This window comes from Bradyrhizobium sp. SZCCHNR3119 (assembly GCF_032487775.1).
GTDB lineage: Bacteria > Pseudomonadota > Alphaproteobacteria > Rhizobiales > Xanthobacteraceae > Bradyrhizobium.
Window position 1 is genome coordinate 5,264,487 of sequence record NZ_JAUEUV010000001.1, and the last position, 25,033, is coordinate 5,289,519.

General features: G+C 63.1%; 27 protein-coding genes. 13 read left to right on the forward strand and 14 right to left on the reverse strand.

Features of this window, described 5'->3' with window-relative positions; all coding sequences use genetic code 11:
* Positions 1 to 8: 8 nt before the first annotated feature.
* The 5 genes from folK to QX034_RS24140 form a co-directional block, all read right to left on the reverse strand.
* Entirely contained in the window at positions 9 to 503 is a 495-nt protein-coding gene (folK, locus tag QX034_RS24120) for a 2-amino-4-hydroxy-6-hydroxymethyldihydropteridine diphosphokinase (protein WP_316185029.1), read from the reverse strand.
* Entirely contained in the window at positions 503 to 868 is a 366-nt protein-coding gene (folB, locus tag QX034_RS24125) for a dihydroneopterin aldolase (protein ID WP_315706140.1), read from the reverse strand. The genes folK and folB overlap by 1 nt, the downstream gene beginning before the upstream one ends.
* Positions 865 to 1,728 carry a dihydropteroate synthase gene (gene folP / locus QX034_RS24130; protein WP_316195878.1) on the reverse strand — a complete coding sequence of 288 codons (864 nt, stop codon included), beginning with the start codon at positions 1,726 to 1,728 and terminating at the stop codon, positions 865 to 867. The genes folB and folP overlap by 4 nt, the downstream gene beginning before the upstream one ends.
* Before the next feature lie 72 nt (positions 1,729 to 1,800).
* Entirely contained in the window at positions 1,801 to 2,208 is a 408-nt protein-coding gene (locus QX034_RS24135) for a DUF4332 domain-containing protein (RefSeq protein WP_316195880.1), read from the reverse strand.
* 39 nt (positions 2,209 to 2,247) lie between these two features.
* A complete protein-coding gene (locus tag QX034_RS24140) occupies positions 2,248 to 2,484 on the reverse strand; it encodes a hypothetical protein (protein ID WP_316195882.1) in 237 nt (78 codons plus the stop codon).
* A 345-nt stretch (positions 2,485 to 2,829) separates the two neighbouring features.
* On the opposite strand from QX034_RS24140, the gene QX034_RS24145 reads away from it, so the two are divergent.
* The 4 genes from QX034_RS24145 to QX034_RS24160 all read left to right on the forward strand — a co-directional run bounded on the left by QX034_RS24145 (position 2,830) and on the right by QX034_RS24160 (position 8,114).
* Positions 2,830 to 4,440 carry a helicase HerA-like domain-containing protein gene (locus tag QX034_RS24145; protein WP_316195884.1) on the forward strand — a complete coding sequence of 537 codons (1,611 nt, stop codon included), beginning with the start codon at positions 2,830 to 2,832 and terminating at the stop codon, positions 4,438 to 4,440.
* Positions 4,441 to 4,474: 34 nt separating this feature from the next.
* Positions 4,475 to 5,800 carry a glycosyltransferase family 87 protein gene (locus QX034_RS24150; RefSeq protein ID WP_315762132.1) on the forward strand — a complete coding sequence of 442 codons (1,326 nt, stop codon included), beginning with the start codon at positions 4,475 to 4,477 and terminating at the stop codon, positions 5,798 to 5,800.
* A 14-nt stretch (positions 5,801 to 5,814) separates the two neighbouring features.
* Positions 5,815 to 7,218, forward strand: coding sequence for a M20/M25/M40 family metallo-hydrolase (locus tag QX034_RS24155; protein WP_315762130.1), 1,404 nt, complete (start codon positions 5,815 to 5,817; stop codon positions 7,216 to 7,218).
* 149 nt (positions 7,219 to 7,367) lie between these two features.
* Positions 7,368 to 8,114 (forward strand): SDR family oxidoreductase, encoded by a 747-nt coding sequence (locus QX034_RS24160; protein WP_315741468.1) that lies wholly within the window; start codon positions 7,368 to 7,370, stop codon positions 8,112 to 8,114.
* Positions 8,115 to 8,199: 85 nt separating this feature from the next.
* On the opposite strand, the gene QX034_RS24165 is transcribed toward QX034_RS24160, so the two are convergent.
* Entirely contained in the window at positions 8,200 to 9,417 is a 1,218-nt protein-coding gene (locus tag QX034_RS24165) for a GGDEF domain-containing protein (RefSeq protein WP_315706133.1), read from the reverse strand.
* A gap of 154 nt (positions 9,418 to 9,571) precedes the next feature.
* Positions 9,572 to 10,669: a trypsin-like peptidase domain-containing protein gene (locus QX034_RS24170; RefSeq protein WP_315706132.1), complete on the reverse strand. Its 1,098-nt coding sequence runs from the start codon at positions 10,667 to 10,669 to the stop codon at positions 9,572 to 9,574.
* A gap of 335 nt (positions 10,670 to 11,004) precedes the next feature.
* Here QX034_RS24170 and QX034_RS24175 point away from each other — a divergent pair, with 335 nt between their 5' ends.
* The 3 genes from QX034_RS24175 to QX034_RS24185 all read left to right on the forward strand — a co-directional run bounded on the left by QX034_RS24175 (position 11,005) and on the right by QX034_RS24185 (position 12,653).
* On the forward strand, positions 11,005 to 11,454 hold the full coding sequence (locus QX034_RS24175) for an Hsp20 family protein (RefSeq protein WP_316195887.1): 450 nt from the start codon (positions 11,005 to 11,007) through the stop codon (positions 11,452 to 11,454).
* A 73-nt stretch (positions 11,455 to 11,527) separates the two neighbouring features.
* Positions 11,528 to 12,022 (forward strand): Hsp20/alpha crystallin family protein, encoded by a 495-nt coding sequence (locus tag QX034_RS24180; protein ID WP_316195888.1) that lies wholly within the window; start codon positions 11,528 to 11,530, stop codon positions 12,020 to 12,022.
* An 85-nt stretch (positions 12,023 to 12,107) separates the two neighbouring features.
* A complete protein-coding gene (locus QX034_RS24185) occupies positions 12,108 to 12,653 on the forward strand; it encodes a hypothetical protein (protein ID WP_315728563.1) in 546 nt (181 codons plus the stop codon).
* Positions 12,654 to 12,776: 123 nt separating this feature from the next.
* Here QX034_RS24185 and QX034_RS24190 read toward each other — a convergent pair whose 3' ends face one another.
* Positions 12,777 to 13,772, reverse strand: a complete 996-nt coding sequence (locus QX034_RS24190) for an NAD(P)-dependent oxidoreductase (RefSeq protein ID WP_315706128.1) — start codon at positions 13,770 to 13,772, stop codon at positions 12,777 to 12,779.
* Positions 13,773 to 13,983: 211 nt separating this feature from the next.
* On the opposite strand from QX034_RS24190, the gene QX034_RS24195 reads away from it, so the two are divergent.
* Positions 13,984 to 15,375, forward strand: a complete 1,392-nt coding sequence (locus tag QX034_RS24195; protein WP_315706127.1) for an NAD-dependent succinate-semialdehyde dehydrogenase — start codon at positions 13,984 to 13,986, stop codon at positions 15,373 to 15,375.
* A gap of 82 nt (positions 15,376 to 15,457) precedes the next feature.
* Here the strand turns inward: QX034_RS24195 and QX034_RS24200 are convergent, their stop codons facing one another.
* Positions 15,458 to 17,110 (reverse strand): glycosyltransferase family 39 protein, encoded by a 1,653-nt coding sequence (locus QX034_RS24200; protein ID WP_315706126.1) that lies wholly within the window; start codon positions 17,108 to 17,110, stop codon positions 15,458 to 15,460.
* Positions 17,111 to 17,557: 447 nt separating this feature from the next.
* Here QX034_RS24200 and QX034_RS24205 point away from each other — a divergent pair, with 447 nt between their 5' ends.
* Together QX034_RS24205 and QX034_RS24210 are read left to right on the forward strand one after the other, a co-directional pair.
* Complete coding sequence (locus tag QX034_RS24205; protein WP_315706125.1) at positions 17,558 to 18,424, forward strand: hypothetical protein; 867 nt, start codon at positions 17,558 to 17,560, stop codon at positions 18,422 to 18,424.
* A 229-nt stretch (positions 18,425 to 18,653) separates the two neighbouring features.
* Positions 18,654 to 19,070: a MucR family transcriptional regulator gene (locus tag QX034_RS24210; RefSeq protein ID WP_315706124.1), complete on the forward strand. Its 417-nt coding sequence runs from the start codon at positions 18,654 to 18,656 to the stop codon at positions 19,068 to 19,070.
* 4 nt (positions 19,071 to 19,074) lie between these two features.
* Here QX034_RS24210 and QX034_RS24215 read toward each other — a convergent pair whose 3' ends face one another.
* A complete protein-coding gene (locus QX034_RS24215) occupies positions 19,075 to 19,500 on the reverse strand; it encodes a SufE family protein (RefSeq protein WP_315706346.1) in 426 nt (141 codons plus the stop codon).
* A gap of 72 nt (positions 19,501 to 19,572) precedes the next feature.
* A complete protein-coding gene (locus QX034_RS24220) occupies positions 19,573 to 20,025 on the reverse strand; it encodes a DUF5330 domain-containing protein (RefSeq protein ID WP_315706123.1) in 453 nt (150 codons plus the stop codon).
* 384 nt (positions 20,026 to 20,409) lie between these two features.
* Here QX034_RS24220 and QX034_RS24225 point away from each other — a divergent pair, with 384 nt between their 5' ends.
* From QX034_RS24225 to QX034_RS24235, 3 genes are read left to right on the forward strand one after another with little or no spacing between them, the layout of a single operon-like run.
* Positions 20,410 to 22,239 carry a PAS domain-containing sensor histidine kinase gene (locus tag QX034_RS24225; RefSeq protein ID WP_315706122.1) on the forward strand — a complete coding sequence of 610 codons (1,830 nt, stop codon included), beginning with the start codon at positions 20,410 to 20,412 and terminating at the stop codon, positions 22,237 to 22,239.
* Entirely contained in the window at positions 22,232 to 22,924 is a 693-nt protein-coding gene (locus tag QX034_RS24230) for a peptidoglycan-binding domain-containing protein (protein WP_315706121.1), read from the forward strand. Before QX034_RS24225 ends, QX034_RS24230 begins: the two co-directional genes overlap by 8 nt.
* Positions 22,925 to 22,976: 52 nt before the next feature.
* Positions 22,977 to 23,318 carry a DUF1491 family protein gene (locus tag QX034_RS24235; RefSeq protein WP_315706120.1) on the forward strand — a complete coding sequence of 114 codons (342 nt, stop codon included), beginning with the start codon at positions 22,977 to 22,979 and terminating at the stop codon, positions 23,316 to 23,318.
* A 75-nt stretch (positions 23,319 to 23,393) separates the two neighbouring features.
* On the opposite strand, the gene QX034_RS24240 is transcribed toward QX034_RS24235, so the two are convergent.
* The 3 genes from QX034_RS24240 to QX034_RS24250 all read right to left on the reverse strand — a co-directional run bounded on the left by QX034_RS24240 (position 23,394) and on the right by QX034_RS24250 (position 24,973).
* Positions 23,394 to 23,690: a hypothetical protein gene (locus tag QX034_RS24240; protein ID WP_315706119.1), complete on the reverse strand. Its 297-nt coding sequence runs from the start codon at positions 23,688 to 23,690 to the stop codon at positions 23,394 to 23,396.
* A gap of 129 nt (positions 23,691 to 23,819) precedes the next feature.
* Entirely contained in the window at positions 23,820 to 24,371 is a 552-nt protein-coding gene (locus QX034_RS24245) for an inner membrane-spanning protein YciB (RefSeq protein ID WP_315706118.1), read from the reverse strand.
* Positions 24,372 to 24,397: 26 nt separating this feature from the next.
* The gene (locus QX034_RS24250; protein ID WP_315706117.1) at positions 24,398 to 24,973 is read right to left on the reverse strand and encodes a hypothetical protein; all 576 of its coding nucleotides are present in this window, start codon (positions 24,971 to 24,973) and stop codon (positions 24,398 to 24,400) included.
* Positions 24,974 to 25,033: the final 60 nt, after the last annotated feature.

Genomic DNA, 25,033 nt, shown 5'->3' on the forward strand with positions numbered 1-25,033 from the left:
CTTTGGACCTATCGTTCGAGAGGGGGCAGACGCTCGATTCCGTCGCACGGGACATGCGCCAACGCCTCCTTGATGCGGCGGCCTGCGATCAGCCGCTCCGGTGCGATCTCGGCCAGCGGCACCAGCACGAAACCGCGCTCGAACAGGCGAGGGTGCGGCAGGGTCAGCTGGGGCGTGTCGATCGCGAGATCGTCATAGGCGATCAGGTCGAGGTCGAGCGTCCGCGGTCCCCAGCGGCTCTCGTGCGCGCGGTCGCGGCCAAACATCCGCTCGACCTCGTGCAGGGCGGCGAGCAGAGCGTGCGGATCGAGCTGCGTCTCGATCGCGATACAGGCATTGATGAAGGGCGGCTGCTGCGTCTCACCCCAGGGCGGCGTCAAGTAATCGGCGGATCGCGCTGCGAGCGTTGACTGAGCAGGGCGGCAGATTTCCGCGATGGCGCGTTCAAACGTGGTGCGGACATCGCCGACATTGCCGCCGAGGGCGATCAGCGCGCTCGCCATCAGTCGCGCGAGCGCGTCAGGACAACGCCCACATCCTCGAAGATCGCGGCGATCGGCGCGTGCGGCTTGTGCACCGTGACCTTCACGGCGCGGATCCGCGGGAAAGCCGCTAGGATCGCATCGGCGACCGCGCCGGCCGCGCGCTCCAGCAGCTTGTAGCTAGTGTCCTTGAAGGCTGATGTCGCGGTGGCCACCACGTTGGAATAGTTCACCGTGTCGGCGAGACGGTCGGAGCGCGAGGATTCGGACAGGTCGGTATCGAGTTCGAGATCGATCACGAAGCGCTGGCCGACCTCGCTTTCGTGCTCCAACATGCCATGGCGGGCATGAATCAGAATTCCCTTGATGAAGATGGTGCCGCTCATCCTTTTTGCGCCTCGATCGCTGCGGCCACGCGCAAGGCTTGCACGGTTTCGGCCACGTCATGGGCCCTGATGATCTTGGCGCCGCGCTCGGCGGCAATCAGATGCGCCGCAATCGAACCGCCCAGCCGTTCGCTCGGCTCCGAGGGCACGACGGAGCCGATGAAGCGCTTGCGCGACGCGCCGACCAGGAGCGGCAGGCCGAAGCACGAAAGCTCGCCGAGTCGCGCCAGCATCGTCATGCTCTGCTCCGTCGTCTTTCCGAAGCCGATGCCGGGATCGAGCACGATGTTGCCGTCGGGAATGCCGGCCTTCGCGGCGATGTCCAGCGAGCGGGCAAAGAAATCCAGCACGTCCTGCACGATGTCAATTGCGGGATCGATCGAGAGGCGGTTGTGCATGACGACCACCGGCGCGTTGTGTGCAGCCACGACCTTGGCCATCTCCGCATCGCGCTGCAGCCCCCAGACATCATTGGCGATCGCTGCGCCTTGCTCCAACGCAAACGCGACGACCTCGGCCTTCATGCTGTCGATCGAGACGGGTACACCGAGCGCCACGACATCAGCAAGAACAGGCCTCAGCCGCGCCAGTTCCTCATCAGCCGACACGGGCGTCGCCCCGGTATAGGGACGGGTGGATTCGGCGCCGATATCGATGATGTCGGCACCCTCGGCGATCATACGCCTGGCCTGTGCGATCGCGCGTTCCGGTGCATTGAATCGGCCGCCGTCCGAGAACGAGTCGGGTGTGACATTGAGAATGCCCATCACGGCCGGGTAGGGTCTTGCGACCCATTCGCGCAGCAGCGGATGCACAGCCGAAGCTGGGCTCAGGCGGGATTTTGGCGCTGGCGCATTCATGGCGACGCTTTGCGCGGTCGCGGCGACGGAGTCAAGATGATGCACTGCACGCGCGCAAGGGCGCCGATGCCGTCAATAGCTGATCTTCGGTTCCAGCTTGCGTGCCTGCTCGATCATGTGCCCGACCGATTTCTCCGAAGGCAGGATGCGCACCAGCTTGCGCCTGGTGTTCACCTCCTTGATATTTTGGGCGAGGCGAGCCGGGTTGCGGTGAGCCAGTTCGCGCACCGTGGTGACGCCGGCGGCACGCACGAGGCCGACCTTCGCTTTGCCCATGCCCGGAATTCGCATGTAGTCGGCCACATTTGCCCAATCGAGCAACTGCTGCTCGGTGATGCCGGTCTGGGCGGCGAGCGTCTTGCGGCCTTTTGAGGTGCGAGCGGCTTCAAGCAGCGCGTCGGTGGTCCGGATGCCAAGCGCCTTCAGTTTGGACGCGGCAAAGGCCATCATGCCTTCGATTTCGGAAATTGGGTATGTCATGATCTTCAATGGGTGCGAAAGTGCTTCAGGCGAGATGGGTCAGGCCCGGTGTCTTGCGACGATCGCGCCCATTCGATCGACTTCGATTGTGTCGCTGCAGAGCTTGAAAAGTTCACCTGTGCGGATGCAGATCCCAGCGCGGCAGAGATCTTGGATGTAGAAATCTTGCGCCATCAACCCGGTGCGAAGAAAGTCAAGTATGATGCCGATGGCATTTTCAGCCAAAGCTCTACCGATGCCAGCCTTTGCAGCCAGCAGCTCACTTAATTCGTCCATCTTGCCCCGTCCTCGATCCGGCCCCCCAAGACCGGACTTGTCCTTGAGGATTTATCTTGATCGGGCGACCGGTGAAAGACAAGTCATGAGCACACGCCGACGCGCGCAGATTCGCGATCGCGGCAAAAGTGTTGCAGCGATGCAAGACGGCGTGTGAAATTTGCGGATTGGCAGCGTAATATCTGCTCCTATCGCATTTCTGTTGACTGCAACGGGCTGATAGAGCGGATACGAGGCGGCTGCGGTTCCAGCAGAGCCAAGATAGAGCCAAGACCAAGCAAGTATGACGCCGGGCCGATTGCAGACCGCCAACTTAAGACGAAAACGAGCGAAAGACCTGTCGTAATGGCATTCTCCGGAACATCCTCGGCCGATACCGAGGACAAAATTCTCGTCGGCAAAGGAGAACAGCCGGCCTGGTTGACGCTTGCGCTTTCCAATCGCCACGGTCTTGTGACCGGTGCGACCGGCACCGGCAAGACGGTGACGCTGCAGGTGATGGCCGAGGGCTTTGCGCGCGCCGGCGTTCCGGTATTTGCTGCCGACATTAAGGGGGATCTGTCGGGCATTGCCGAGGTCGGTGAGGGCAAGGATTTCATCCTCAAGCGCGCGAGCGAACTGGGCCTGACATATCAGCCCGACCAGTTCGCGACGGTATTTTGGGACGTGTTCGGCGAGCAGGGGCATCCGGTGCGCGCCACCGTCACCGAGATGGGACCGTTACTGCTGGCGCGCATGCTCGACTTGAACGATGTGCAGGAGGGCGTGCTCAACGTCGCCTTCCGCGTCGCCGACGACAATGGGCTGACGCTGATCGATATGAAGGACCTGCGTGCGCTGCTCGATGCCATCATTCCCGAGGTGGCCAAGAAGAGCGCCGATGCCGAGGAGGATCCGTTGGCGCCGATCCGCAAGGCCGCACAGTCGTTCGGCAATGTGACGCGCGCAACCGTCGGAACGATCCAGCGCCAATTGCTCGTGCTGGAAAACCAGGGCGGCACCAAATTTTTTGGCGAACCAGCTCTGTCCCTGCAGGACTTCATGCGCACCGACCGGGACGGGCGCGGCATGATCAACATCCTGGTCGCGGACAAGCTGTTGCAGAACCCGAGGCTCTACGCGACCTTCCTGCTGTGGATGCTCTCGGAATTGTTCGAGGAACTGCCGGAAGTCGGCGATCTCGCCAAGCCGAAACTCGTGTTCTTTTTCGATGAAGCGCATCTGTTGTTCAACGACGCGCCGAAGGCGCTGATGGACAAGATCGAGCAGGTGGTGCGGCTGATCCGCTCCAAAGGCGTCGGCGTCTATTTCGTGACGCAGAACCCGCTCGACGTCCCCGATCGCGTGCTCGGCCAATTGGGCAATCGCGTGCAGCACGCCTTGCGCGCGTTCACGCCGCGCGATCAGAAGGCCGTCGCTGCGGCTGCCGAGACGTTCCGGCCCAATCCGAAGCTCGACACCGCCAAGGTGATCATGGAACTCGGTAAGGGCGAAGCGCTGGTGTCGTTTCTCGAAGGCAACGGCACGCCGGCGATGGTCGAGCGGGTGTTGATCAGGCCGCCGTCGGCGCGGATCGGACCGGTCACGCCGGAGGAACGCAAGGCGATCATGGATGCGAGCCCGGTGAAGGGCAAATATGACACCGCGATCGATGCGGAGTCGGCCTATGAGATGCTGCAGAAGCGGATTGCGGGCACCGCGGCCACCGCAGAAGGCTCATCCGGCAGTGTGCTCGGCAGGATCGGCGACATCGCCGCTGCGATCTTCGGCACCAACGTCAAGCGCGGCCGGCTTTCGACGGGCCAGTTGATGGCGCGGAATATCACGCGCTCGGTCACCGACAAGGTGGTCGGCGGCGTGGCGGCTGATCTCGGCAAGCAGGTCGGCGGCTCCCTTGGCGGCTCGATCGGCCGCTCCCTGGTACGTGGCGCGCTCGGTGGGTTGTTGCGACGATGATGATGAACATGTTTGCTGATCGCGTGACCTGCTGATGTCCGAACCAATGCCTAGGTTGCGATGGCCGTCGTTGCGCGCGCCGGTCGATATCCTCTTCTTGATCTGCTGTGTGCTGCTGATCGGTGACGTGCTGGTCCCGGAGCTGTGGGGCAACGGCAAAACCAAGGACTATCCGCTCTGGTATTGGGCCGGACAGCAGGTACTCCTGGGCCAGGACCTGTATCCGCATAACCTCGCCGACTATTTCGCCTTCCTCTATCCGCCGTTCCCGGCCGTGCTGCTGGCGATCCCTGCCTGGTTCGGCAAGGTGGTGCTCTACACCTGTCTGGGGCTGCTCAATGTGGTGGCGTGGTGGATCACGGCGCAGCTCTCTCACGCCATGACCGGTTCGGGCAGGGAGCCCAATCAATGGCTCTATTTTCTGCCCGGCTTCGTGACGATCAGCTTCGTGTTCGACATGTTCGATCTCGGGCAGCCCAACCTCATGCTGTTGGCGTTGATGCTCTACGGCTTCTGGCTCCTGCAGCATGCGCGGCCGTGGCTCGGCGGCAGCATGTTTGCGCTTGCAACCGCCATCAAGGTGTTCCCGGTCGCCGTCTTGCCGTACCTCGTCTGGCGCCGGCAATGGTGGGCCGCGGTCAGCATGATCGTGTTCACATTGGTGTTCCTGTTCGTGGTGCCGGCGCCGGTGCGCGGCTTCCAGCACAACGTGGCGGAGCTGAAGACCTGGTATCGAGGCATGGTCGGCACCAGTTCCGAGAAGGGGTTTGGCCAGCGTGACGAGCAGAACTGGTCCTGGGTCAATCAGTCGATCATCGCGGTCACGCATCGTCTGACGCGTCCGGTGAACTACAACCAGGACGATCCGTCCAAGCCGGTGCGCACGATGAACGTCGTCGACATCTCGTTCCAGGAAGCAAACCTCGTGGTGCTCGCGGTCTCGCTCGCGCTGGGATTGGGCTTCCTGGCGGTGATGCCTGCGCAGAAACGGCGGACGCCGCGCTCCGACGCCGAGGAGCTTGGAATCCTGTTCTGCCTGATGACGGTGGCCTCGCCGCTTGCGCGGCAATATTATTTCATATGGCTGTTCTTTCCGATGACGATCCTGATGCATCGTGCAGCCTATGACTCCCGGCCGCGGGTGCGTCTGTGGACATGGCTTGCGCTGGCGCTCTCGGGCATCCTGCTGCTGCTGTCGTTGCCGCCATTCCCGAAAGATATCCAGGCATGGGGCAACAATCTTGCCGCAACCGCCGTCATGGCCGGCGCGCTGGTCTGGCATATCCTGCATCCGCCCCTGCAGGAGGCGGCTAGCTCGCCGGGGACAACGGGGTTAAAACCGGCGCAGCAATCAGCTTGAAGGAATTGGCGATCATGGCCAGCGCGCAGCTTCAGTCCGTCCTCGATCGTATCGACGCCGATTTCGACAACAGTCTGGAGCGGCTGTTTGCGCTGATCCGGATCAAGTCGATCTCCGCCGATCCGGCCTTTGCCGCGGACTGCAAGGCGGCGGCCGATCATCTTGCCAAGGATTTGGCCACGCTCGGTTTTGCCAGCGAAGTGCGGCCGACCGCGGGACATCCTGCCGTCGTCGGCAAGAGCAACGGGCACGGTGCTTCAAGGCCGCACGTGCTGTTCTATGGCCACTATGACGTGCAGCCGGTCGATCCGCTCGACTTGTGGCACCGTCCGCCGTTCGAGCCGGTCGTGACCGATCATGCCGATGGTCGCAAGATCATCGTCGCGCGCGGCGCCGAGGACGACAAAGGTCAATTGATGACCTTCATCGAAGCGTGCCGAGCCTGGAAAACCGTCACCGGCTCGCTGCCGCTCGACATCACCGTCCTGATCGAGGGCGAGGAGGAGGTCGGTTCGAAGAACTTCGTGCCGTGGCTCGAGGCCAACAAGGATGAATTCAAGGCCGACTGCGTGCTGGTCTGCGACACCGGCATGTGGGATCCGAACACGCCCGCGATCACCGTTGCGCTGCGCGGTCTGCTCTACGAGGAGGTCAAGATCAAGGCCGCCAATCGCGACCTGCATTCCGGCGTGTTCGGCGGCGGTGCGCGCAATCCGATCCGGGTGCTGACCGAGGTGCTGGGACGGCTGTTCGATGAGAATGGCCGCATCACCATTCCAGGCTTCTATGATGGCGTGAAGGATCTGCCGCCTGCGGTGCTGGAGCAGTGGAAGAGCCTCAACTTGACGCCGGAGACGTTTCTGAAGCCGATCGGCTTGTCGATTCCGGCCGGCGAAAAAGATCGGCTCCTGATCGAGCAGATCTCCTCGCGTCCGACCTGCGACATCAACGGCATCTGGGGTGGCTATATCGGCGAGGGCTCCAAAACCGTCATCCCGGCGCATGCGTCTGCGAAGGTCTCCTTCCGCCTTGTCGAAGGGCAGGACCCGGCCAAGATCCGCAAGGCGTTTCGCGATTTCGTCTCGGCGCGCATTCCCGGCGATTGCTCGGTCGAGTTCGGCGACCATTCGGCAGGCCCTGCGATCGCGCTCGACTGGAACATGAAGCCGCTTGCTGCTGCTAAGCAGGCACTCACCGACGAATGGGGCAAGGAGGCGCTGTTGATCGGCTCCGGCGCGTCGATCCCGATCGTGGCCGACTTCAAGAAGACGCTCGGCCTCGACTCGCTGCTGGTCGGCTTCGGTCTCGATGACGACAACATTCATTCGCCCAACGAGAAATATGATCTGAAGAGCTACCACAAGGGCATCCGCTCCTGGGCGCGCATCCTCGCTGCGCTGGCGGAATTGCCGCGTTAGGATCAGAAGCTGCGCACGCTCGATCGCGACACGTCAGAGCGGCGCTTCGCGGTCTCCGCGCTGTGGTTCGTCAAGCTACTCGCATGGCATTCTTGGAGGTTTACGAGAGGTTCCCGCTCAAGATCGTTGGCTGAACAGGAGAGTATGTCATGAAGATCGTCATGATTGGCGGCTCGGGCCTGATCGGATCGAAGTTGGTCGCCGTACTCAAGCAGCGAGGGCATGACGCTCTCGCCGCTTCTCCGCGGACAGGTGTCAACAGCGTGACAGGGGAGGGCCTTGCCGAGGCGCTCGCCGGCGCCGAGGTCGTCGTCGATGTTTCCAACGCTCCGAGCTGGGAGCCCGCCGCGGTGCTCGACTTCTTTCAGACATCGAGCCGCAATCTGGTCGCCGCAGAGGCCGTCGCTGGGGTCAAGCATCATGTTGCATTGTCGATCGTCGGGACCGACCGTGCACCCGGCAACAGCTATTTCCATGCCAAGCTCGCCCAGGAGCAGGTGATCAAGTCGTCCGGCGTGCCATACACGATCGTCCGCGCCACGCAGTTCTTCGAATTCCTGAGCGCGATCGCCGATGCGGGCGTCGTCGACGGCAAGGTCGTGGTTCCGACGGCCTCTTTTCAGCCGATTGCTGCTGATGACGTCGTGAGCGCGCTTGCCAGCGTTGCAACAGGCGCTCCACTGAACGCTACGATCGATATCGCTGGTCCGGAAAAAGCCCCCTTCAACACGTTCATCGCGCGCCGCTTGAAAGCGGCGGGGGACGCCCGGCCGGTCGTTGCTGACCCCGATGCGCAGTATTATGGAGCTGCGATCGATGATCGTTCGCTGGTCCCGCTTGGGTCGGCCCGCCTCGGTCCAACTGGTTTGGACGAATGGCTCGCGACAGCAACGTGAGCGCCGCTCCATTCCCCCCGAGTTCGCGTGCGCGTCCGAAAGCCGGTTTCCACTTTTCCGGATCGTGCTGCTCCATGCCGATATGTCAGGCTGCGGACAGAGCCGTGGCAGTAGCCTGATTGCTGCCGGCGAACTTGCGCAGGGCTGCGAGATTGGCCTCGGCGGAGGCCAATCTCCAGCATGACTTTCCGCTCGATTTCGCTTCGTAGAGCGCGGCGTCTGCTGCAGACAGCAGGGCCTCCGGGTCGGTGCCATGATCGGGCGAAGCGGCAATGCCGATGCTCATTCCGATGTGGACGTGCGCGCCGTCCGGCAGTTCCACGGGTGCCGTCATGACGGAAATGATGCGCTCGCCGAGTGCCAATGCATGATCGATCGCCGGGTCGCCGGCGAGCACGACGAACTCGTCGCCCCCGATCCGCGCGATGACGTCGGTCGGAGAGACGGTGTCCCGCAGCGTTGCGGCGACGATCTTCAGCAATTCATCACCCGCGGCATGACCAAAGGTGTCGTTGACCGGCTTGAAGCCATCGAGATCGAGATAGAGGACGGCGAAGCTCTGATGTCCAGAGGCTTTGCCATTGAGCCTGCTTTGCAGCGCGTCGATCAATCCGGCGCGGTTGCGCAGGCCCGTCAGCGCGTCGAGCCGCGCCAGCTCGTCGCTCTCGCGTTTGGAATGCATGACGGCCACCAGCATCTTGTTCAGCCGGAAGGCCGCGCCGGTCATGGCGAGGAAGTACACCGGCATCTGCAGATACATCACGAACAGCAGCGGCTCATGGGAGATGGCGACGCCCGGGATCACCGGGCCGATGCTGCACAGGATCATCGTTCCCGCGAGGTGGGGCGCGCTGAAATTGCGGAAGCAGATCCCGCCGACCATGGCCGCCGATGAAATGCAGGCGAGTGACGCTGCGATCCAGTCGCCGGACGCCAGGCTGATGCCGACACCGAAACCGACGCTGGCGCTCCATGCAACCGACAGCAGGATGTGGATATCGGTCGGAGTCGCGCGCTGCTCGCGCGCCCTGCGATAGGCGATCATCATCACGATCAGCCGCGAGAGGCAGATCACGACTTCCATCAGTAACCAGGTGATGAAGAGAACCGTGGGCGTGCGAAGTGCAAGCGCAGCAGCGACCGCGACGGTGTTGATGACGCCACCGGCGAAAACAGACCAGCAGCCATAGAGCTCGCCGATCAATGCGAGGCGAATGTCGGATGACACCGGATATCCCGGATCTGCCAGCCAGCGCGTCGCGCGCCAGCGTGGCAAACTGAAAGCCAGACCGTCACCCCGCATTTCAATACCTCCGCACGGGCGCACTAAGCAGCGGGGCACTTAACAGGTCTTTATGGACGTATCGGCGTCTCGTTGCATGCTTGATGTGCGGTAAAAATCTACCCCACGTCGTGAGCGTTGCCGGTAGCGGGACTGAAGGTTGAATCCGCAGCTCTCAGCCTGACGTTCGCACGCGCGCCCGCTCCTCCGGAACGGGAGCCACCTCGACCACCGCATTGCCCAGGGTGCGATCGCGCTCGAATGTGAGGCGGACGCGCTGGCCGACCGGCGTCAGCCCGATCAGGTTGCGCACCTGAGTGGCGCTGCGCACCGGCACGTCGTTGGCCTTGACGATGATATCGCCCTTGCGCAGGCCGGCGCGTTCCGCCGGAGAGCCGGCGCTGACGTCGGCGATCTGCGCGCCGTGAACACGGCCGTTGCCGGGCGTATCGAGGTCCAGCAGCGTCACGCCGATACGGCCGCGCTCGACCCGACCGCTCTGCACCAGTTGCTCCATCACCCGTCGCGCCATGTTGATCGGCACGGCAAAGCCGATCCCGACATTGCCGCCGCCCGGCGAGATGATCGCGGTGTTGATACCGACCAGCTCGCCGCGCAGGTTGATCAGCGCGCCGCCGGAATTGCCGGGATTGATCGCAGCATCTGTCTGGATGAAATCCTCATAGCCCTGCTTGCCGAGACCGGTGCGCCCTAGCGCGCTGACCAGGCCCGAGGTGACAGTCTGGCCAAGGCCGAAGGGATTGCCGACCGCGATCACGAAATCCCCGACCTCCAGCGCATCGCTGTCGCCAAGCGCAATCGCTTTCAGATCGACGGGATCGCGGATCTGGAGCAGGGCGATGTCGGTGGCAGGATCGCGGCCGACCAGGCGCGCGGCAAATTTTCGGCCGTCCTTGGTCCGGATCTGGACTGTCGTGACATGCTCGACGACGTGGTTGGCGGTCATCACATAGCCGCGCTGGGCATCGACGATGACGCCGGAGCCGGTTGCGCTGAACTGCTTCTCGACCTGCTTCGGCACGTCGAAGAATTCGCGAAAGAGGGGGTCGTGATAGAGCGGATTGTCTTCGCGAAGGCGGCCCTCGACCGAGATGTTGACCACCGCGGGCGTGACCTCCTTGACGAGCGGGGCCAGGGTCGGCACCCGCCCGAGCTTGAGGTCGGGGATCTGGGCTCCGGCCGGAGCCGCCAGTAGGCACAACACGATAGCCGGCGCGATTGCCAACGGCCGGACCCAACGCAGCAGCTGCATCGTCAACCCCCTCGAACAGGTTCAATCGGATTCTGGCGGCGATTTAGCTGGGAAAATGTCCAGGCTCGGTCAAGAGGGGGTCCGCAATCGGTCGAGCCTGTGCCGTGAAATTTTCGGTCCCGCCAGCGGGCGCCTTGAGGGTCCCGAAAATTTTCTGATGCCCCCTTGAATTCGTCTTCCGTTTTTCTAACTCGCTTGTTGCCGCCGCAAGCGGCGCCGGGTGCCCTGTCGGGCCCGGCGGACTGCCTGGGCGCAGGACCGGTTTCTGTACCGAGCGGGTCCAGCACCGGCCTTGCGCTCCTTCGTATCCATCTTGCTCTTAGGAGGACTTGGCTATGAGGACTTACGATTTCACGCCGCTCTGGCGCTCGAGCATTGGCTTTGATCGTCTCCTTGGCCTGCTCGACGAGACGCAGCGCGCGGTCGACGACAACTATCCACCTTACAACATCGAGCGGCTCAGCGAAGACCGCTACCAGATCTCGCTGGCGCTCGCGGGCTTCGGCCCGGACGAACTCGCGATCACTGCAGAACAGAATGTGCTGACGGTGGAAGGCCGCAAGGCCGACAAGGAGGGGCGTGAATATCTCTATCAGGGTATCTCCGCGCGGCCATTCAAGCGGCAGTTCAACCTCGCCGACTATGTGCAGGTGACGAACGCCTCCTTTGACAACGGCCGGCTGCGGATCGAGCTGGTGCGAGAAATCCCCGAAGCCATGAAGCCGCGGCGGATCGCGATCGGTACCGGCCCGGTCGAGAAGATCGAGCAGAAGAAAGCTGCCTGAAACTGGGCGTGGCCGGCGCGCGGGGCGTTGAGCCCCCGCGCGCGCTGATCCCATGCAAGGAGGAGATATCCCTATGGCTATTCGCGACCTGATTCCGTGGTCCCGGCCGCAGCAACTGGCGTCGCGGGACACCTTTGATCCGTTTCTCGCATTGCATCGCGAGGTGAACCGTCTGTTCGACGACGCCTTCCGCGGCATCGGCTCTTTCGGCGGGCTCGGTCCGTCCCTGATGGAAGGCCAGTTCGGCTGGCCCAAGGTCGAGCTGCGCGAGACCAACGACACCGTGACGATCTCGGCCGAGTTGCCGGGCCTGTCGGAGAAGGACGTCAATGTCGAGATCGCCAACGGCGTGCTCTCGATCCGCGGCGAGAAGAAGACCGAGCGCAATGGGGAAGGGCGCTTCTTCACCGAGCGCTATTATGGCGCGTTCGAACGGCGGATTCCGCTCGAGGATGTGCAGGAAGACAAGGCCAAGGCCGAATTCAAGAACGGCGTCCTCACCGTGACCATGCCGAAAGCCGAGCAAGCCGCCCGCGCGGTCAGGCAGATTCCGATCCAGACGGCTTGATCCGTCGTTCAGGGGAGGCAGCCGGGCGGCCGCCTTCCCTATCCAACAATTGTTCCTACGAAGGAGTGGTACCAGGAGAAACGACATGAGCGAACGCAGTGTTTCGATCAACGTCGGCGATGCCGCGTTTCATCCCGTGTCGCATTATGATTCCCCCGCGGCGGTGCTCGGCGACGGCAGGCTTTCGACCGCCGAGAAACGGCTGATCCTGTCATCGTGGGCGTCCGACATGTATGCGGTCGAGGATCAGCCGTCCCTGCGCAAGATACCCGGGAGCGCCCGGCCGCTGCGGCTGCCCGACATTCTCGGCGCCTTGCGGCAGCTCGATCAGGAGGACGACCCGCCGCGGCCGCGCGGCGGTGCTGCGATGCGGATCATACGTCGTGGCGACGTCTGCGCGCACGGTGCGTCGACAGGAGGCGGCGGCCTTGCCGCGGGCGAGAGCCGCGTCGGCCCCTTGAGGCTATCGCAACGTGCGCGCTTTTCCCGCGAGGCCAATGTGCGGCGTTACCGCAAGCTGCTCACCACCAAGCTCGCCGATCATGAGCGGTGTTACATCGAGCGGCGGCTTGCCGAGGAACTGAGCACGCTTTCGGAGCGGCGCGGTCTGGCCGGCGCCGAGACGTGCTGAACTCGCAAAACAAAAACGCCGCCCGGAATTGGGCGGCGTTTCATTCCAAAACGTGTAGAGGGTGTGTGCTCATTCGTTAGCACATCGCCTCCGATGGGTCCAGTCCGGCACGCCTCGTGCAGCCTAGGCCGGTCCGTGTCCGACCGGGAAAGGACCGTCGGCAAAACTGCGGTCATGATAGCCCTTGCTGCCGATCGCCTGCGTCAGCGGACTGCGGAAATCCTCATCGGCCGCAAGACGCGTTACGATCGATCGGAAGTCATGGCGCGGTCGCCAGCCAAGCTCCGCCCGCGCTCTGTCGTTGACATAGACCCGGTCGATCTCGTCGAACATGGTCCAGCCGCGGCGTTGATATTCCCGCTCATAGTCCGGCACATGACGTCTCACGACCACCGGCGCATGCCGGCGTAGCCCCGCCAGGTCCTCAGGCGTGAATGGCGAGGTCGCGCTGACGACGTATTTTGCAAATCGCGCCGAAGGCGCGTGGATTGCTGCTTTCAGATGCGCGTCCACCACATCCTCGATGTCGATGCGGCGGTAGAGGAATTCGTTCACCTTGGCATTGGCATCGGCGTAGGCCGCGCGCACCTCGGCATTGTCGTCCGCTTCGGGAAAGAAGCGCGAGACCCGCAATATGATTGCGGGCAGGGAATGGTTGCGCGCGAACAGTTGGCAAAGATCTTCGGCCGCAGCCTTGGTCGCACCATAGATGTTCTTCGGCACCGGCGCGACGCTTTCGGTCACCCAGGCCGCGGGTTCGCCGGCCGGCGGGATCAACGCGTCGCCGAACACGCTCGTGGTGCTGGTGTAGATGAAGGCTCCGACGCCGGCGGCGGCTGCCTCTTCCAGCAGGTTCAGCGTGCCGGTGATGTTGACGTCGACGAAGGCCTGGCGGCCGTGGGTCGCCACATGCGGCTTGTGCAAGGTCGCCGCGTGCAACACGGTTGCGATGTCCCGCATCGATCGGCGCACGAAGTCGCGATCGGCGATCGAGCCGACCCGATGCGTGAAGGCGCCGGGCAGGATGTCGATGCCGAGGACGTTGCGCCCGCCCGCCTGCAGCGTGCGGACCAGCGCTTCGCCGAGATGGCCGGAACTGCCGGTCACCAGAAACGTCATGGTCTACTCCCTCACGTCCGCCGTCGGTTTCGTCGCGAAGATCGCGCGACATCCGAGCCATTGATTTTGGTCAACTTGCAGCTCCGTGCCGTCAATAGCATGCGGCGCGACATCGTGCGGACACGCACATCGTTCGGCCTGAACAATTTCGCCGCCTGATCTGCAGCACAGGCAAGAGAAGTTGTAACGGAAAGCTGCAAGGGAATGACAGATGACCTATCAGACGATCAACCCTTACACCGGTGAGACGCTTGCCTCTTTTCCAGATGCGACCGATGAAGAGGTCCGGGCAGCGATCAGCAACGCACATCATGCCTTTCTCGGTTGGCGGCGGACCTCGTTCGGCGAGCGCGGTCGCATTCTGCAGAACGCGGCCGATCTTCTGCGGCGTGACAGCGACGCCTATGCGAGACTGCTGACGCTGGAAATGGGCAAGTTGTTCGGCGAAGCCAAGGCCGAGGTCGAACTGTCCGCCAAGATTTTCGAATATTACGTCCGCCACGCCGAGGCGCTGCTCGCGCCGGAAAAACTGCCCGTACTCGATGCGGCCGAAGGCGAGGCCATCCTGGTCCACGAGCCGCTCGGCGTCCTGCTGGCGATCGAGCCGTGGAATTTTCCCTACTACCAGATCGCGCGCATCCTGGCGCCGCAGCTTTCGGCCGGCAACACGCTGCTCCTGAAACATGCCTCCAACGTGCCGCAATCGGCTGCGGCTTTCGAGCGGCTGATGGCGGAGGCGGGCTTGCCGCGGGGCGCATTCAAGAATCTCTATGCCACCCGATCCCAGATCGAGCTGATCCTCAACGATGACCGAGTTCACGGGGTTGCGCTCACAGGCTCGGAGGCCGCGGGCTCACTCGTCGCAGCCCAAGCCGGCAAGGCGCTCAAGAAGTCGACCATGGAACTTGGCGGTGCCGATGCTTTCATCGTGCTGGCGGATGCCGGGCTCGAAAAGACCAGCAAATGGGCGGTGTTCGGTCGCCATTGGAACGGCGGTCAGGTCTGCGTCTCCTCGAAGCGCATGATCGTCGTTGATCCGGTCTATGACGAATTCCTCACGCGGTACCGCAAGGGCGTGGCGGGCTTGATCGCGGGCGACCCGTTCGACTCCAGGACGACCTTGGCGCCGCTTTCGTCGCAGGGGGCCGCCGACGAGGTGAGGGAGAAAATCCGCGAGGCCGTGAAGCTGGGGGCGACGGCCGAGGAGGTTGGGCCGCCGGTCCCGAACCGCGGCGCATTCGTGCAGCCGACGATCCTGACGGAGGTCCGCGAGGACAATCCGGCCCGCTACTGGGAGTTTTTCGGACCGGTGTCGATGATTTTCCGGGCCAAGGATGAGGATGACGCCGTGCGCATCGCCAACGATTCGCCGTTCGGCCTCGGTGGATCGGTGTTCACGTCCAACCCCGCCCATGGCGCCGAGGTCGCTCACCGTATCTCGACCGGCATGGTGTTCGTGAACCATCCGACCAAGGTCGAGGCGGATCTGCCGTTCGGCGGCATCCGGCGGTCCGGCTATGGTCGAGAGCTGCTCGGGCTGGGGTTGAAGGAGTTCGTCAATCACAAGCTCATCGACGTCGTCGACATCGACGCGCATTTCTGAGGCGCGGCAGCAAAGGCCGAGGCCGGGACATCGGGGCATGATCCGATCGGATGGAATCGGATCATGATCCTTCAGCTACGGCTTATGGCGCCGGGATCGACAGCAGGCTGGAGATGCTCTTGCCCCGGATGTCATAGACCCGCGCAAACACGACGTCGTCGCGTTTGACCTCGAACATCACGGGCGCGGAGAGGCCCTTGCAATAGAATTCGCCGAGCGTCATCGCAAAATCGGCACCTTGGCTGTCCCAGCCAATCGTAAAGTCGGGCCCGAGCGCGACCTGCGCCGGCCGCTGCGGCCCGCAGACGGCGACCTTCCATTTGCGCCCAAGCGGCGGCACTTCCTCGCGCTCATCGAGCTGCTGCTTCAGGCCGTCGGAGGCCTGCTTGAGCGCGAGGCCCCAATAGTCCAGCATGAAGCGGTCATCCGCCTCGCGCACCGTTCCCGCGATATAGTTGAAATGGGCGTACTGATAGGGATGAAGCCGGATCATCTCGGCGAGCGGCAAGAGCAAACCGAAGCTGAACACGGTCACCGCGACCGGCTGCCAGGCCCGCCGATGTTCGGCACCGAGCCAATTCAAGAGTCTCGCGAAGGCGATGCCGCCCAGCAGCGCCATCGGCGGAATCACGAACACGAAATGTCGGATACCGTTGTAGAGCGCCGGGCGCTTTACGATCGCGATCAGGATCGGCAGGGTGGCGGCCACGGTCAGCATCAGCAGGATGCTTTTCTTGCGGGCCGTCATATCATCGCGGGATAGCCCCACGATCGAAGCCGCCGCGCCTGCAATGAACAGGCCGAGCATCAATTCGGGAAGCTGGAGAGCAAACAAGGTCGGCAGATAGGACCAGGGCATGTCCGGCACCGAGACCAGCGCGCCGTCGAACATCTCCTTCCAGGGCTTTTCGAAGAAGTGCGAGAAATAGGTCAGGGCGCGAAACGGATTCGCCGGCTCGATGATCGACCACGGCCAGATCAGGCCCATGATCAGATAGCCGAGGATCAGGCCGGGGATCAGCAGATAGAGCGACCGAACCAGACGGCGCACGGCTTCCCGTGCGCCCTGGGTCCGGAATTCCTCCAGGAACAGCGGCATGAATCCGACCACCGCATAGACCAGCGCGAGGCCGCCGAGGATCCGCGAACCGATCGACAGGCCGGCACCGATGCCGACGATCAGGATCGTGCGCGGCGAAGGGTAGGGATACTCCTCCGCGAGCCGAACCAAGCCCATCAGGAGGATCACCATGGCGACCGCGAAGGGGGCATCCTTCGGGTTCATGAACATGTGACCGTAATAGATCGGGCAGAGCGCGAGCAGCAGCAACGCGGCAAGGCCGGCCACGGCGCCGCCGATCCGGCGCGCCAACCGCCAAGTCACCGCAAGGCCGATCAGGCCGACGATCGCACCCACCAACCGCCGGGTCTCGAACAGTTCGAGCGGAATGACCTTGTGCAGCAACGCCGCGACCATGTCGAAGCCGCCGCCATACATGTAGAGATTGGCAAACGAGAGTGCCGCGGTGTCCTTGAAGCCGGAGCCGTACATGCGCAGCAGCAGGTCTGCATATTCGGCGTGGGTGTAATCATCCCAGCCGAGACCGTAGTCGCGGAACGTTAGGCTGGCGACCACCGCCACCGCTGCGAGCACGAAGATGGCAAGATCGTCGCAAGTCCGCTCGACCGTGCGCCGTATCGGCGTGTCGAGGGCCGAAGTTGTAATCGATGTCATGGCTAGTGGTGATCCGGCGTCCCTAACGATCCCCGCTGATGTGCCGAAGGCCTATTCCGTGGCCGCTCCGAACAGCGCGATTGTGTTTTCAAGCAATTGGCAGATCAGGCATAGTTTTCTGCTGCATCGCAGCAAGGATTGGATAATGGTGCGTAATTGTGCACTATGGACATACGACATGAATGCGCGCTGAACCATAGTGCCTGGAGATCAGGCGAGGGGCCGCGGCAGAAGCGGGACTGGCCCCATGTACATTATGACGGTATTGTGGCAATCTTGCCCTGGAGACATGCGGAGCTTGGGACCGCAACTTGATTCTCCACTGCAAGATATATCGTGCCCCATCGCCAAGAACCCGGGTCAAAAACGACACGCAACTGTTAGATTCTAATGTAGTTTTGGCTTAGGACTGCGCTCCTGAGGCCGCCACATTAGGGGGTGGGTTTGATGATGAGTGCCCTGTTGATCGCCGGGACTGTCGCCGTGCTGGCGGGTCTCGGAGCGATCGCATACGGAATTCCGGTCAAGGAATTCAGCTTCGGCAACACCATGGTCCTGGCCGGGACCATCACGGTGTGCACTGGGCTGCTCCTCTTCGGGCTCTCCGCCGTTCTGGGCGAACTGAAGATGATGTCGCATCGGCTCCGTCTGCGGTTGTCCCCCGACGGCAGTCCGAAGGCGCTACAGTTACCGGGCAGCGACCGCGACACCGACGAGCAGGTCGATCTTGCCGCCGCCCCGCCGATGGAAGATCTATGGCGGGAGGGCGGAACGCCGCGAGGCCGTGGCGGCCGTACGGTGGAGAGGCCGATGCTGCCCGAGCCGGAGCCCGAACCGGAACCCATCGCGCCGGAATCCAACAAGCCGCGGCGTAACCTGTTCTTTGAAGCGGCTGCGCGCAGGCAGCGCGAGCGCGCCGAAAAGCGCCCGGCTGAGTCGGGTCTGCCGGACTTCCGCGCGCCGCCCTTGAGCGAGCCAGCAGAATCCGCCGACGAACCCGCCCCGCCTGCATCGCCCCCCAGCTTCGAGGAGGCTTGGCCGAAGCCGGAGCGGGCGCGTGCGCCGGAGCCGGCTCTGCCACCTTTGCCGCCCTTGCCGCGCCGTCCGGCGCGAGCGGCGCCTGCCTTCAGCGAATCCCTGGTGCCATCGCGGCCGCCCGAACCTGCGGCTGTAACGGTCATCAAGTCCGGTGTTGTAGATGGGATGGCCTACTCGCTCTATTCCGACGGTTCGATCGAGGCGCAGATGCCCGAAGGCATGATGCGGTTTGCCTCCATCGACGAACTGCGGACGCACTTGGATCAGCGCAGCTGACTCCGGGATCGGCGCAGCCGACCCGGGGATCAGCGCAGTTGCCCCGGAATCTCCGTAGCAGAGCGCATCGCCTGCGCTCTACTTCGGTACCTCACGTTATTCGCAAGAATAGTGACTTGCTCTAGTTGTCACGCCCTCGCTTCCCGGCCCATAATATTGCTCGCGGCAAGATCAGGGGTGGTATTGGCCTGTCGCGATACTAGGGCGGCGGCGCCGCAGCGAGGGTCCGATGACAGACAGCGGAGGCAAGAGCTTTATTGACCTGACGGCCAGTATCGTCTCGGCCTATCTGAGCAATAACCCTACGCCGGCGGCGGAAATTCCGAACCTGATCAGCCAGGTCCACGCCGCCTTGCAGCGCGTGGCCAGCGGCCGCCCCGAAGGAACCCCGGAACCGGCAAAGCCGGCGGTGGCGGTGAAAAAATCGATTCACCCCGACTATCTGGTCTGCCTTGAAGACGGCAAGCGCTTCAAGTCGCTGCGGCGGCATCTGCGCACGCAGTACAATATGACCCCGGAACAGTATCGCGAGAAATGGAACCTGCCGCCGGATTATCCGATGGTCGCGCCGAACTACGCGGTGACGCGCTCGCAGCTCGCTAAGAAAATGGGACTGGGTCAGCAGCGCCCCGAACGGGGAAAATAGCTGTTTACGACACCCCGGCGAGCGCTTCGCGCGCGTCGGAGCGGATGCGCTCGACCATGGAACGCAAGCCGTTCGAGCGCTGCGGCGTCAGATGCTCGCGAAAACCCAATTCGTCGAACACGGCGAGCGCATCCGTCGCAAGAATCTCACGCGGGGTGTGGCCGGAGTAGAGTGTCAGCAGGATCGCGATCAGGCCGCGCACGATATGGGCGTCGCTGTCGCCGACATAGTTCAATACGGGTTCCGAGTCGCCCTGATCGATGTGCTTGGAGAGCCAGACCTGGCTCGCGCAGCCCTGCACCTTGTTCTGGGCCGAGTGATCCGCCTCGGGCATCGGCGTCAGAGTCCGGCCGAGTTCGATCACGTAGCGATAGCGGTCGTCCCAATCGTCGAGCAGGGCGAAGTTGTCGCGGATTTCGTCGATCGTCATGATGCTCTTTGGTCCCATCCAGGCCTCTATATAGGGACTTGGGAGAGCGAAAGCGATACGAGTTCCAGCCGCTTATTCGGTCGGCGGCAGATGCCATTCCGTCGCGAGATCGTCGGCCGAGAGCGTGTCGGCCGGCGCTTCTCCATCCGGCAACTCCTCGGTCACCGGCGCGTCGATCGAGCCGGTCCGATCGGCGTAGCGCTTGTCGGAGCCGGCCGGCTTTTCCGGACCGATCGCTTTCTCAGGCGCGGCCTGCTTCTCGTTCTTATCGGTGATGATCTGATAGAGCTTGCGCGCACCTTCCTGGGCACGGTGGCCGATCACCGTGGCCGCCTGACCACCGACCTCGCAGGCCTGCGGCTGGCGCTTACAGAACTGGCTCATGTCCGACACCGCTGCGGTCGCGGCCTGAACCGCTTCCTGAGGATTGATCTGCGGCAGCTTGTCGGACTCGGGCGTCTTTTCCCGTGGCAGCAGCACAAGCACCAGCCCGAGCCAGAACGCCATGCGAAGCAGAAAAAACATCACGCAACCCCGATCGTCTGGCCTGGTCCTGCGGTGCTTCCATTCCGCGCAAGGTCGGTGGCCACCCTTCTGTCTAAGCCGCAACTGCTTGCATTGAGCTTAATTGGTTGAGAAATCGCGAAACCGTGCGCTGATTTTGTATGTGTAAATAATTGCTTGCGAGTGCGCTCGCTCCGGAGCTCAGCGCGCCGGGCTTCTGCACGTCACTGCGCCTATGCCTGCGTGCAGCAACTTTGCGTTCACCATCCTGGCCGAATGCCGCAGTCCGCAGGGCATGGGCCTTAGCGTTCGCTTAATGCGAGTCTGAGACGTTGACGCACGACGACAGAGGGCGTCCCGGCGCGTCCTTCGATAGGACGACCGATAGGCCGAGGCGCGAGAGCCGTGAGTGTGTTGAGTATCATCCGCGATTGTCTTGATGCGTTATTGCATCCATCGGCTCGAAACGACGCGCTGACGTGCGCGCGCCACCGCGCCTTCATCGCACCGCGCCTGCTCGGCAGCTTGGGCGCCTTCGCGATCTTCCCCGCTTATCTCGCCATGCGCGGCGCGCCCAGCGCGCTCGAGGTCGGAGCATTGGCCTGGCTGATCGCGCCGATTCTGCTGTCCTGGTTTCTGTCGCGTACCGGCCGTTACGAAGGCGCCTATGCGCTGTCGTCGCTCGCGCTCTCGGCACTGATCATGGGGGTCGCGATCGAGACCGGGGGCATCGAATCCTTCGCCGCCGTCTGGCTGATCGTCATTCCGCTCGAAGCTGCGCTGTCCGCCTCGCGCAGGGTTGTCGTGTTCGCTGCCATGCTTGCTCTGGCCTGCGTGGCCACGCTGATCCTGATCGACCATTTCGAGTCGCTGCCGCGGGCGGAAAGCAATCCCGCGCTACGTGCGAGCTTGATCGGCTTTGGCGTCGCCTCGGCCACCCTCTATGCGGCAGTTCTCGCCTTTGCCGCGGACGCATTGGCACGCACCAGCGTTGTCCTGCTTTCAAAAGAGGAGGAGCGCTATCGCCTTCTCGCGCGCAACATGAGCGACGTGATCTCGCGGCATCGGCGCAACGGCGCCGTGATGTTCATCTCGCCGGCCGCGGAGACCTTGCTTGGCGTGCCGGCGATGCAGCTTCACGAGCATGGCCTGTTCGAGCGTGTCCATGTCGCTGATCGCCCGGCCTACCTGACGGCATTATCGGATGCCGCGCGTGGGAGCGAAGCCTCCAGTGTCGAGTTCAGGCTGCGCCGGAACGTTCCGGTCGATTCGTGCGGTTCAAACCATCTCGTCGAATTCATCTGGGTCGAGATGCGCTGCCGTCCGCTCGATCGGGCCGGCCCGACGGGCGTGGGCTCCGAGGCCGAGGTCGTTGCGGTGATGCGCGACGTCACCGACCGCAAGCTCCAGGAGCAGGCGTTGGATGTTGCGCGCGGTGCGGCCGAGCGGGCCGATGCCGCGAAGACGCGCTTCCTGGCGACGATGAGCCATGAACTCCGCACTCCCTTGAACGCGATCATCGGTTTTTCCGATATGCTCGTTCAGGAGCAGAACCTGATGCTGAACGCCGCGCGCCGCCGCGAATATGCCCAGTTGATCAATGATTCCGGTCAGCATCTGCTTTCCGTCGTGAACGGCATCCTCGACATGTCCAAGATGGAATCGGGCAATTTCGAAATCACGCCCGAACCATTCGCAGCCCGTACGGCGTTGATTAGTTGCTGCAACCTCTTGGCCCTGCGCGCCCGCGAGAACGGCGTCGATCTGTCGGCTGATGTGCCCCAAAATCTGCCTGACATCACCGGCGATCCACGCGCCTTCAAACAGATTGTGCTCAATCTCGTCTCCAACGCGATCAAGTTCACCGAACGTGGCGGCAAGGTGACGGTCGCTGCCGCAGCGGACGAGGCGCAACTGGTTCTGCGCGTCAGCGATACCGGGGTGGGGATCGCTCCCGACGACCTGAAGCGGATCGGGGATCCATTCTTCCAGGCCGGCAAGACCTATGAGCGTCGTCATGAGGGAACCGGGCTTGGGCTCTCGATCGTGAAGAGCCTTGTGAGCTTGCACGCCGGCGAAATGTCGATACAAAGCAAGCTCGATGAAGGAACGACGGTGACCGTGGTGTTGCCCTTGGCTTTCGCGCCGCCGGACGAAGGCAAGATCATGACCCTGGCTCCGGCTGGACGCACGCTGCCGCAGGGGCAGGCGTTTCAGGTGAAGAAGAGTGCCTAGACGAGCCGCAGATGAGGACGAGGCGCCGCGCCGTCGCAAGCGGACCGCGGCCGCCGCCGTGGAGGCTGCCGATGAGCGCGGCCTCTTGATGCGTGCGCTGCTCTATAGTCCGAAGGATCTGTTTGCGGGCCTGCTCGCCTGTGCTGCAGCGAGCGCCATCATTGTCAATGCGGTGTTCCTGCAATCGGGGCCGCATCCGGCACCGATGTTCGGCTCGTTCGTTGCTGTCCCGCCAGTCCTGCCCACTTCAAATCCATTGCCGCGTCCGCGTCCGATCGACGCCGAAGTCTCGCCATTCGACCCGAAGGTGATCGAGACGCGCCCGCCGGAAGCAAAGTCCGCCGAGACGAAGGCTGTCGATGCGAAAGTGGGGGAAGCCAAGGGAGATCAGAAATATTCCGATCCCCTGGCGGACCTCGTCAGATCGGTCAGCGGCGGGCAGGGATCGGCATCGCGGGCGCAGCAGCCCGTGGCTCAGAGCGGCAATCCGCGTCGTATCGCGGCCGTCCAGCGTGCGTTGACCGAATATGGCTACGGACAGCTGAAGCCGACCGGAATGATCGGGCCGGATACTCAGGCCGCAATCCAGAGATTCGAGCGGGAACGCAAGCTGCCGGTGACCGGACAGGTGTCCGATCGCATGGTGCGCGAACTCGCGATTGTCATCGGCCACCCGATCGAATAGAGCAGGCGCGCGCTGCGATTTGCGCGCCGATGTGGCGGTCTGAAGTTCTCCGATGCGATTGAAATCCAGCATATGGGTGGCGGCCTATTTGCGCCGCTGCCAGGCTGCGGGCATGTTCGGCGCCGTCCGTCGGCGGGGCGCCGAGGAAGCCGGTGCTGTTTTCGTCAAGATCGCCCTGATGGACGGCACCGCGGTGTTGTACGTGCCGGCGCCGCAGACGATGTATGACGACAGCCGCCCGATCGATCGCTATTTCGTCGCGGCTTCAGCGCAGCCCTTGCCGGAAGCACAGATCGAGGAGCGGCTCACCAAAGAGCTCCGCTTCGATCCGGACGCCTGGATCATCGAGATCGAAGACAAGGAAGGCCGCCACTTCCTCGAAGTCTCTCGATGATCGGCAGAAGGGGGCAAGGAAAAGGCCCGCTGTCGGGTGAAGCGGGCCCACAATCCGTCAAACGGAAATCGGTCTTCAGGCCCGCGCGCCGGTAAAGGGAAAGCTGCCCATAAAGCCGATGCCCATCTCGCCGGCGATTGCGTCGCCGGTGACCTTGCCCTTGAAGTCGAGCGTCAACGGCATCGGGCTTGTGATCGAGACCTTCCAGGCGACATCGTCTCCGTTCACGGTACCATCGAAAATCTCGGCTGAATCGCCCTCCGCGGCCTGCGTGCCGGTCAGCGTGCTGCCGGAGCTTGTCAGGCTCAAGGTCGCGGTCCGTTCGCCCATCGGCGTGTTCAGGGTAAGATTCCAGTTGCCGTCCACAGCCATCCGCTTGTTCTCCTGATGTTACCGCTCCGACGCGGCCGAGCCCGGAAAGCAAGTCTGATAGGCTGGTCCGGCCCAGGCGTCGCTCGGCGGCTCTATACCGCATCTTGAGAGATAAGCCCATTGCGGCGATCAGGCGCGCGCGGCCCGAATGCGGCTCGTTGTGACCAGCCGAAAGGTAATGAACTGGATCGCGAAGGCGGCGACCTTCGCTCCTGCTGCCACGACTGAGATATAGATCGCCCACAGCTTGAGATCGCCAGTCATCGCCACCGCGATGGTACCGATGCCGAGGACGAACATCAGGGCCGCCCAAGCATAGCCTGCTGCCATGACATATTCGGGGATGGTCTCGGCGACGACCGGCGGTACGTAGCGCGACATCCAGCCACGTTTGAGCATGATGACGCCGACCGCAAAATGCGCGATCGCGGGCTTCGCGAACATGAAACGGGGATCGTTGGTCAGCAGGGTCACGGTGCCGAGGACGACGACGAGCCCGAGACTGGCATAGGTCATGAAGCCGAGCGGCCGGCCCTTGGCGCGGGCATAAGCCACCTGTGCGATCGCTGTCGCGATCGCGACGCTCGTGCCCAGCACGGCGCTGCCGCTGACCAGATAGAGTACGAAAAAGACGATGGCCGAGAGAAAGTCGGTGCCCAGCTCGAGCAAGGCATCTTTCATGGTTCATCCTCGGTTGTCGGCTGCTATTATTTCGCCAGCGTGGCGGTAGCCAGCGCGGCCTCGTCCTTCAAACGTCGATAGGTCGGATACCAGCGCGTAAAGTAGAGCGCACTGTTTCGCGCGGCAAAGGCGACCGCAAGTCCGGTCCAGTAGGGCAGGCCGGGCACATAGAGCGTCATCAGATTGCCGACGATCATCAGCAGCGCCGCCAAGGTCCAGGCCCCCGTGATCACGTAATTGGCTTGCAGGAAGCCCGGCATGGCCGCGGTTTCCGCCGGCACCGCTTCGATCGCATATTGCAGCGTGAAGGGCATGCGCAGCAGAATCGAGCCGAGCGAAAGCGCGAAGATGCCGCCGTCGACGGCGAGCCGCACTGTGGCCGGGCTGATCGCCGGATCGATCAGGGCGCAGTAGCACGCGAGGATCGCGAATATGACCCCGGAACCCGCACCCAGGATCTTGACCGAGCGGCCGCGGCGCATATCGCTCGCGATCACCACGAAGCATAGGATGGCGCCGACCGACAGGCTCAGCGTGGCCGAGACGACCGTCAGCAGCGCGGCGTAGATTCCGTATGGGGCGAGGATCAGGAAGACCGTCATGAATGGCTGCTCCTGAGCCAATCTTTACATCGGAAAGATAACTATCGCCTGGGACCGGGC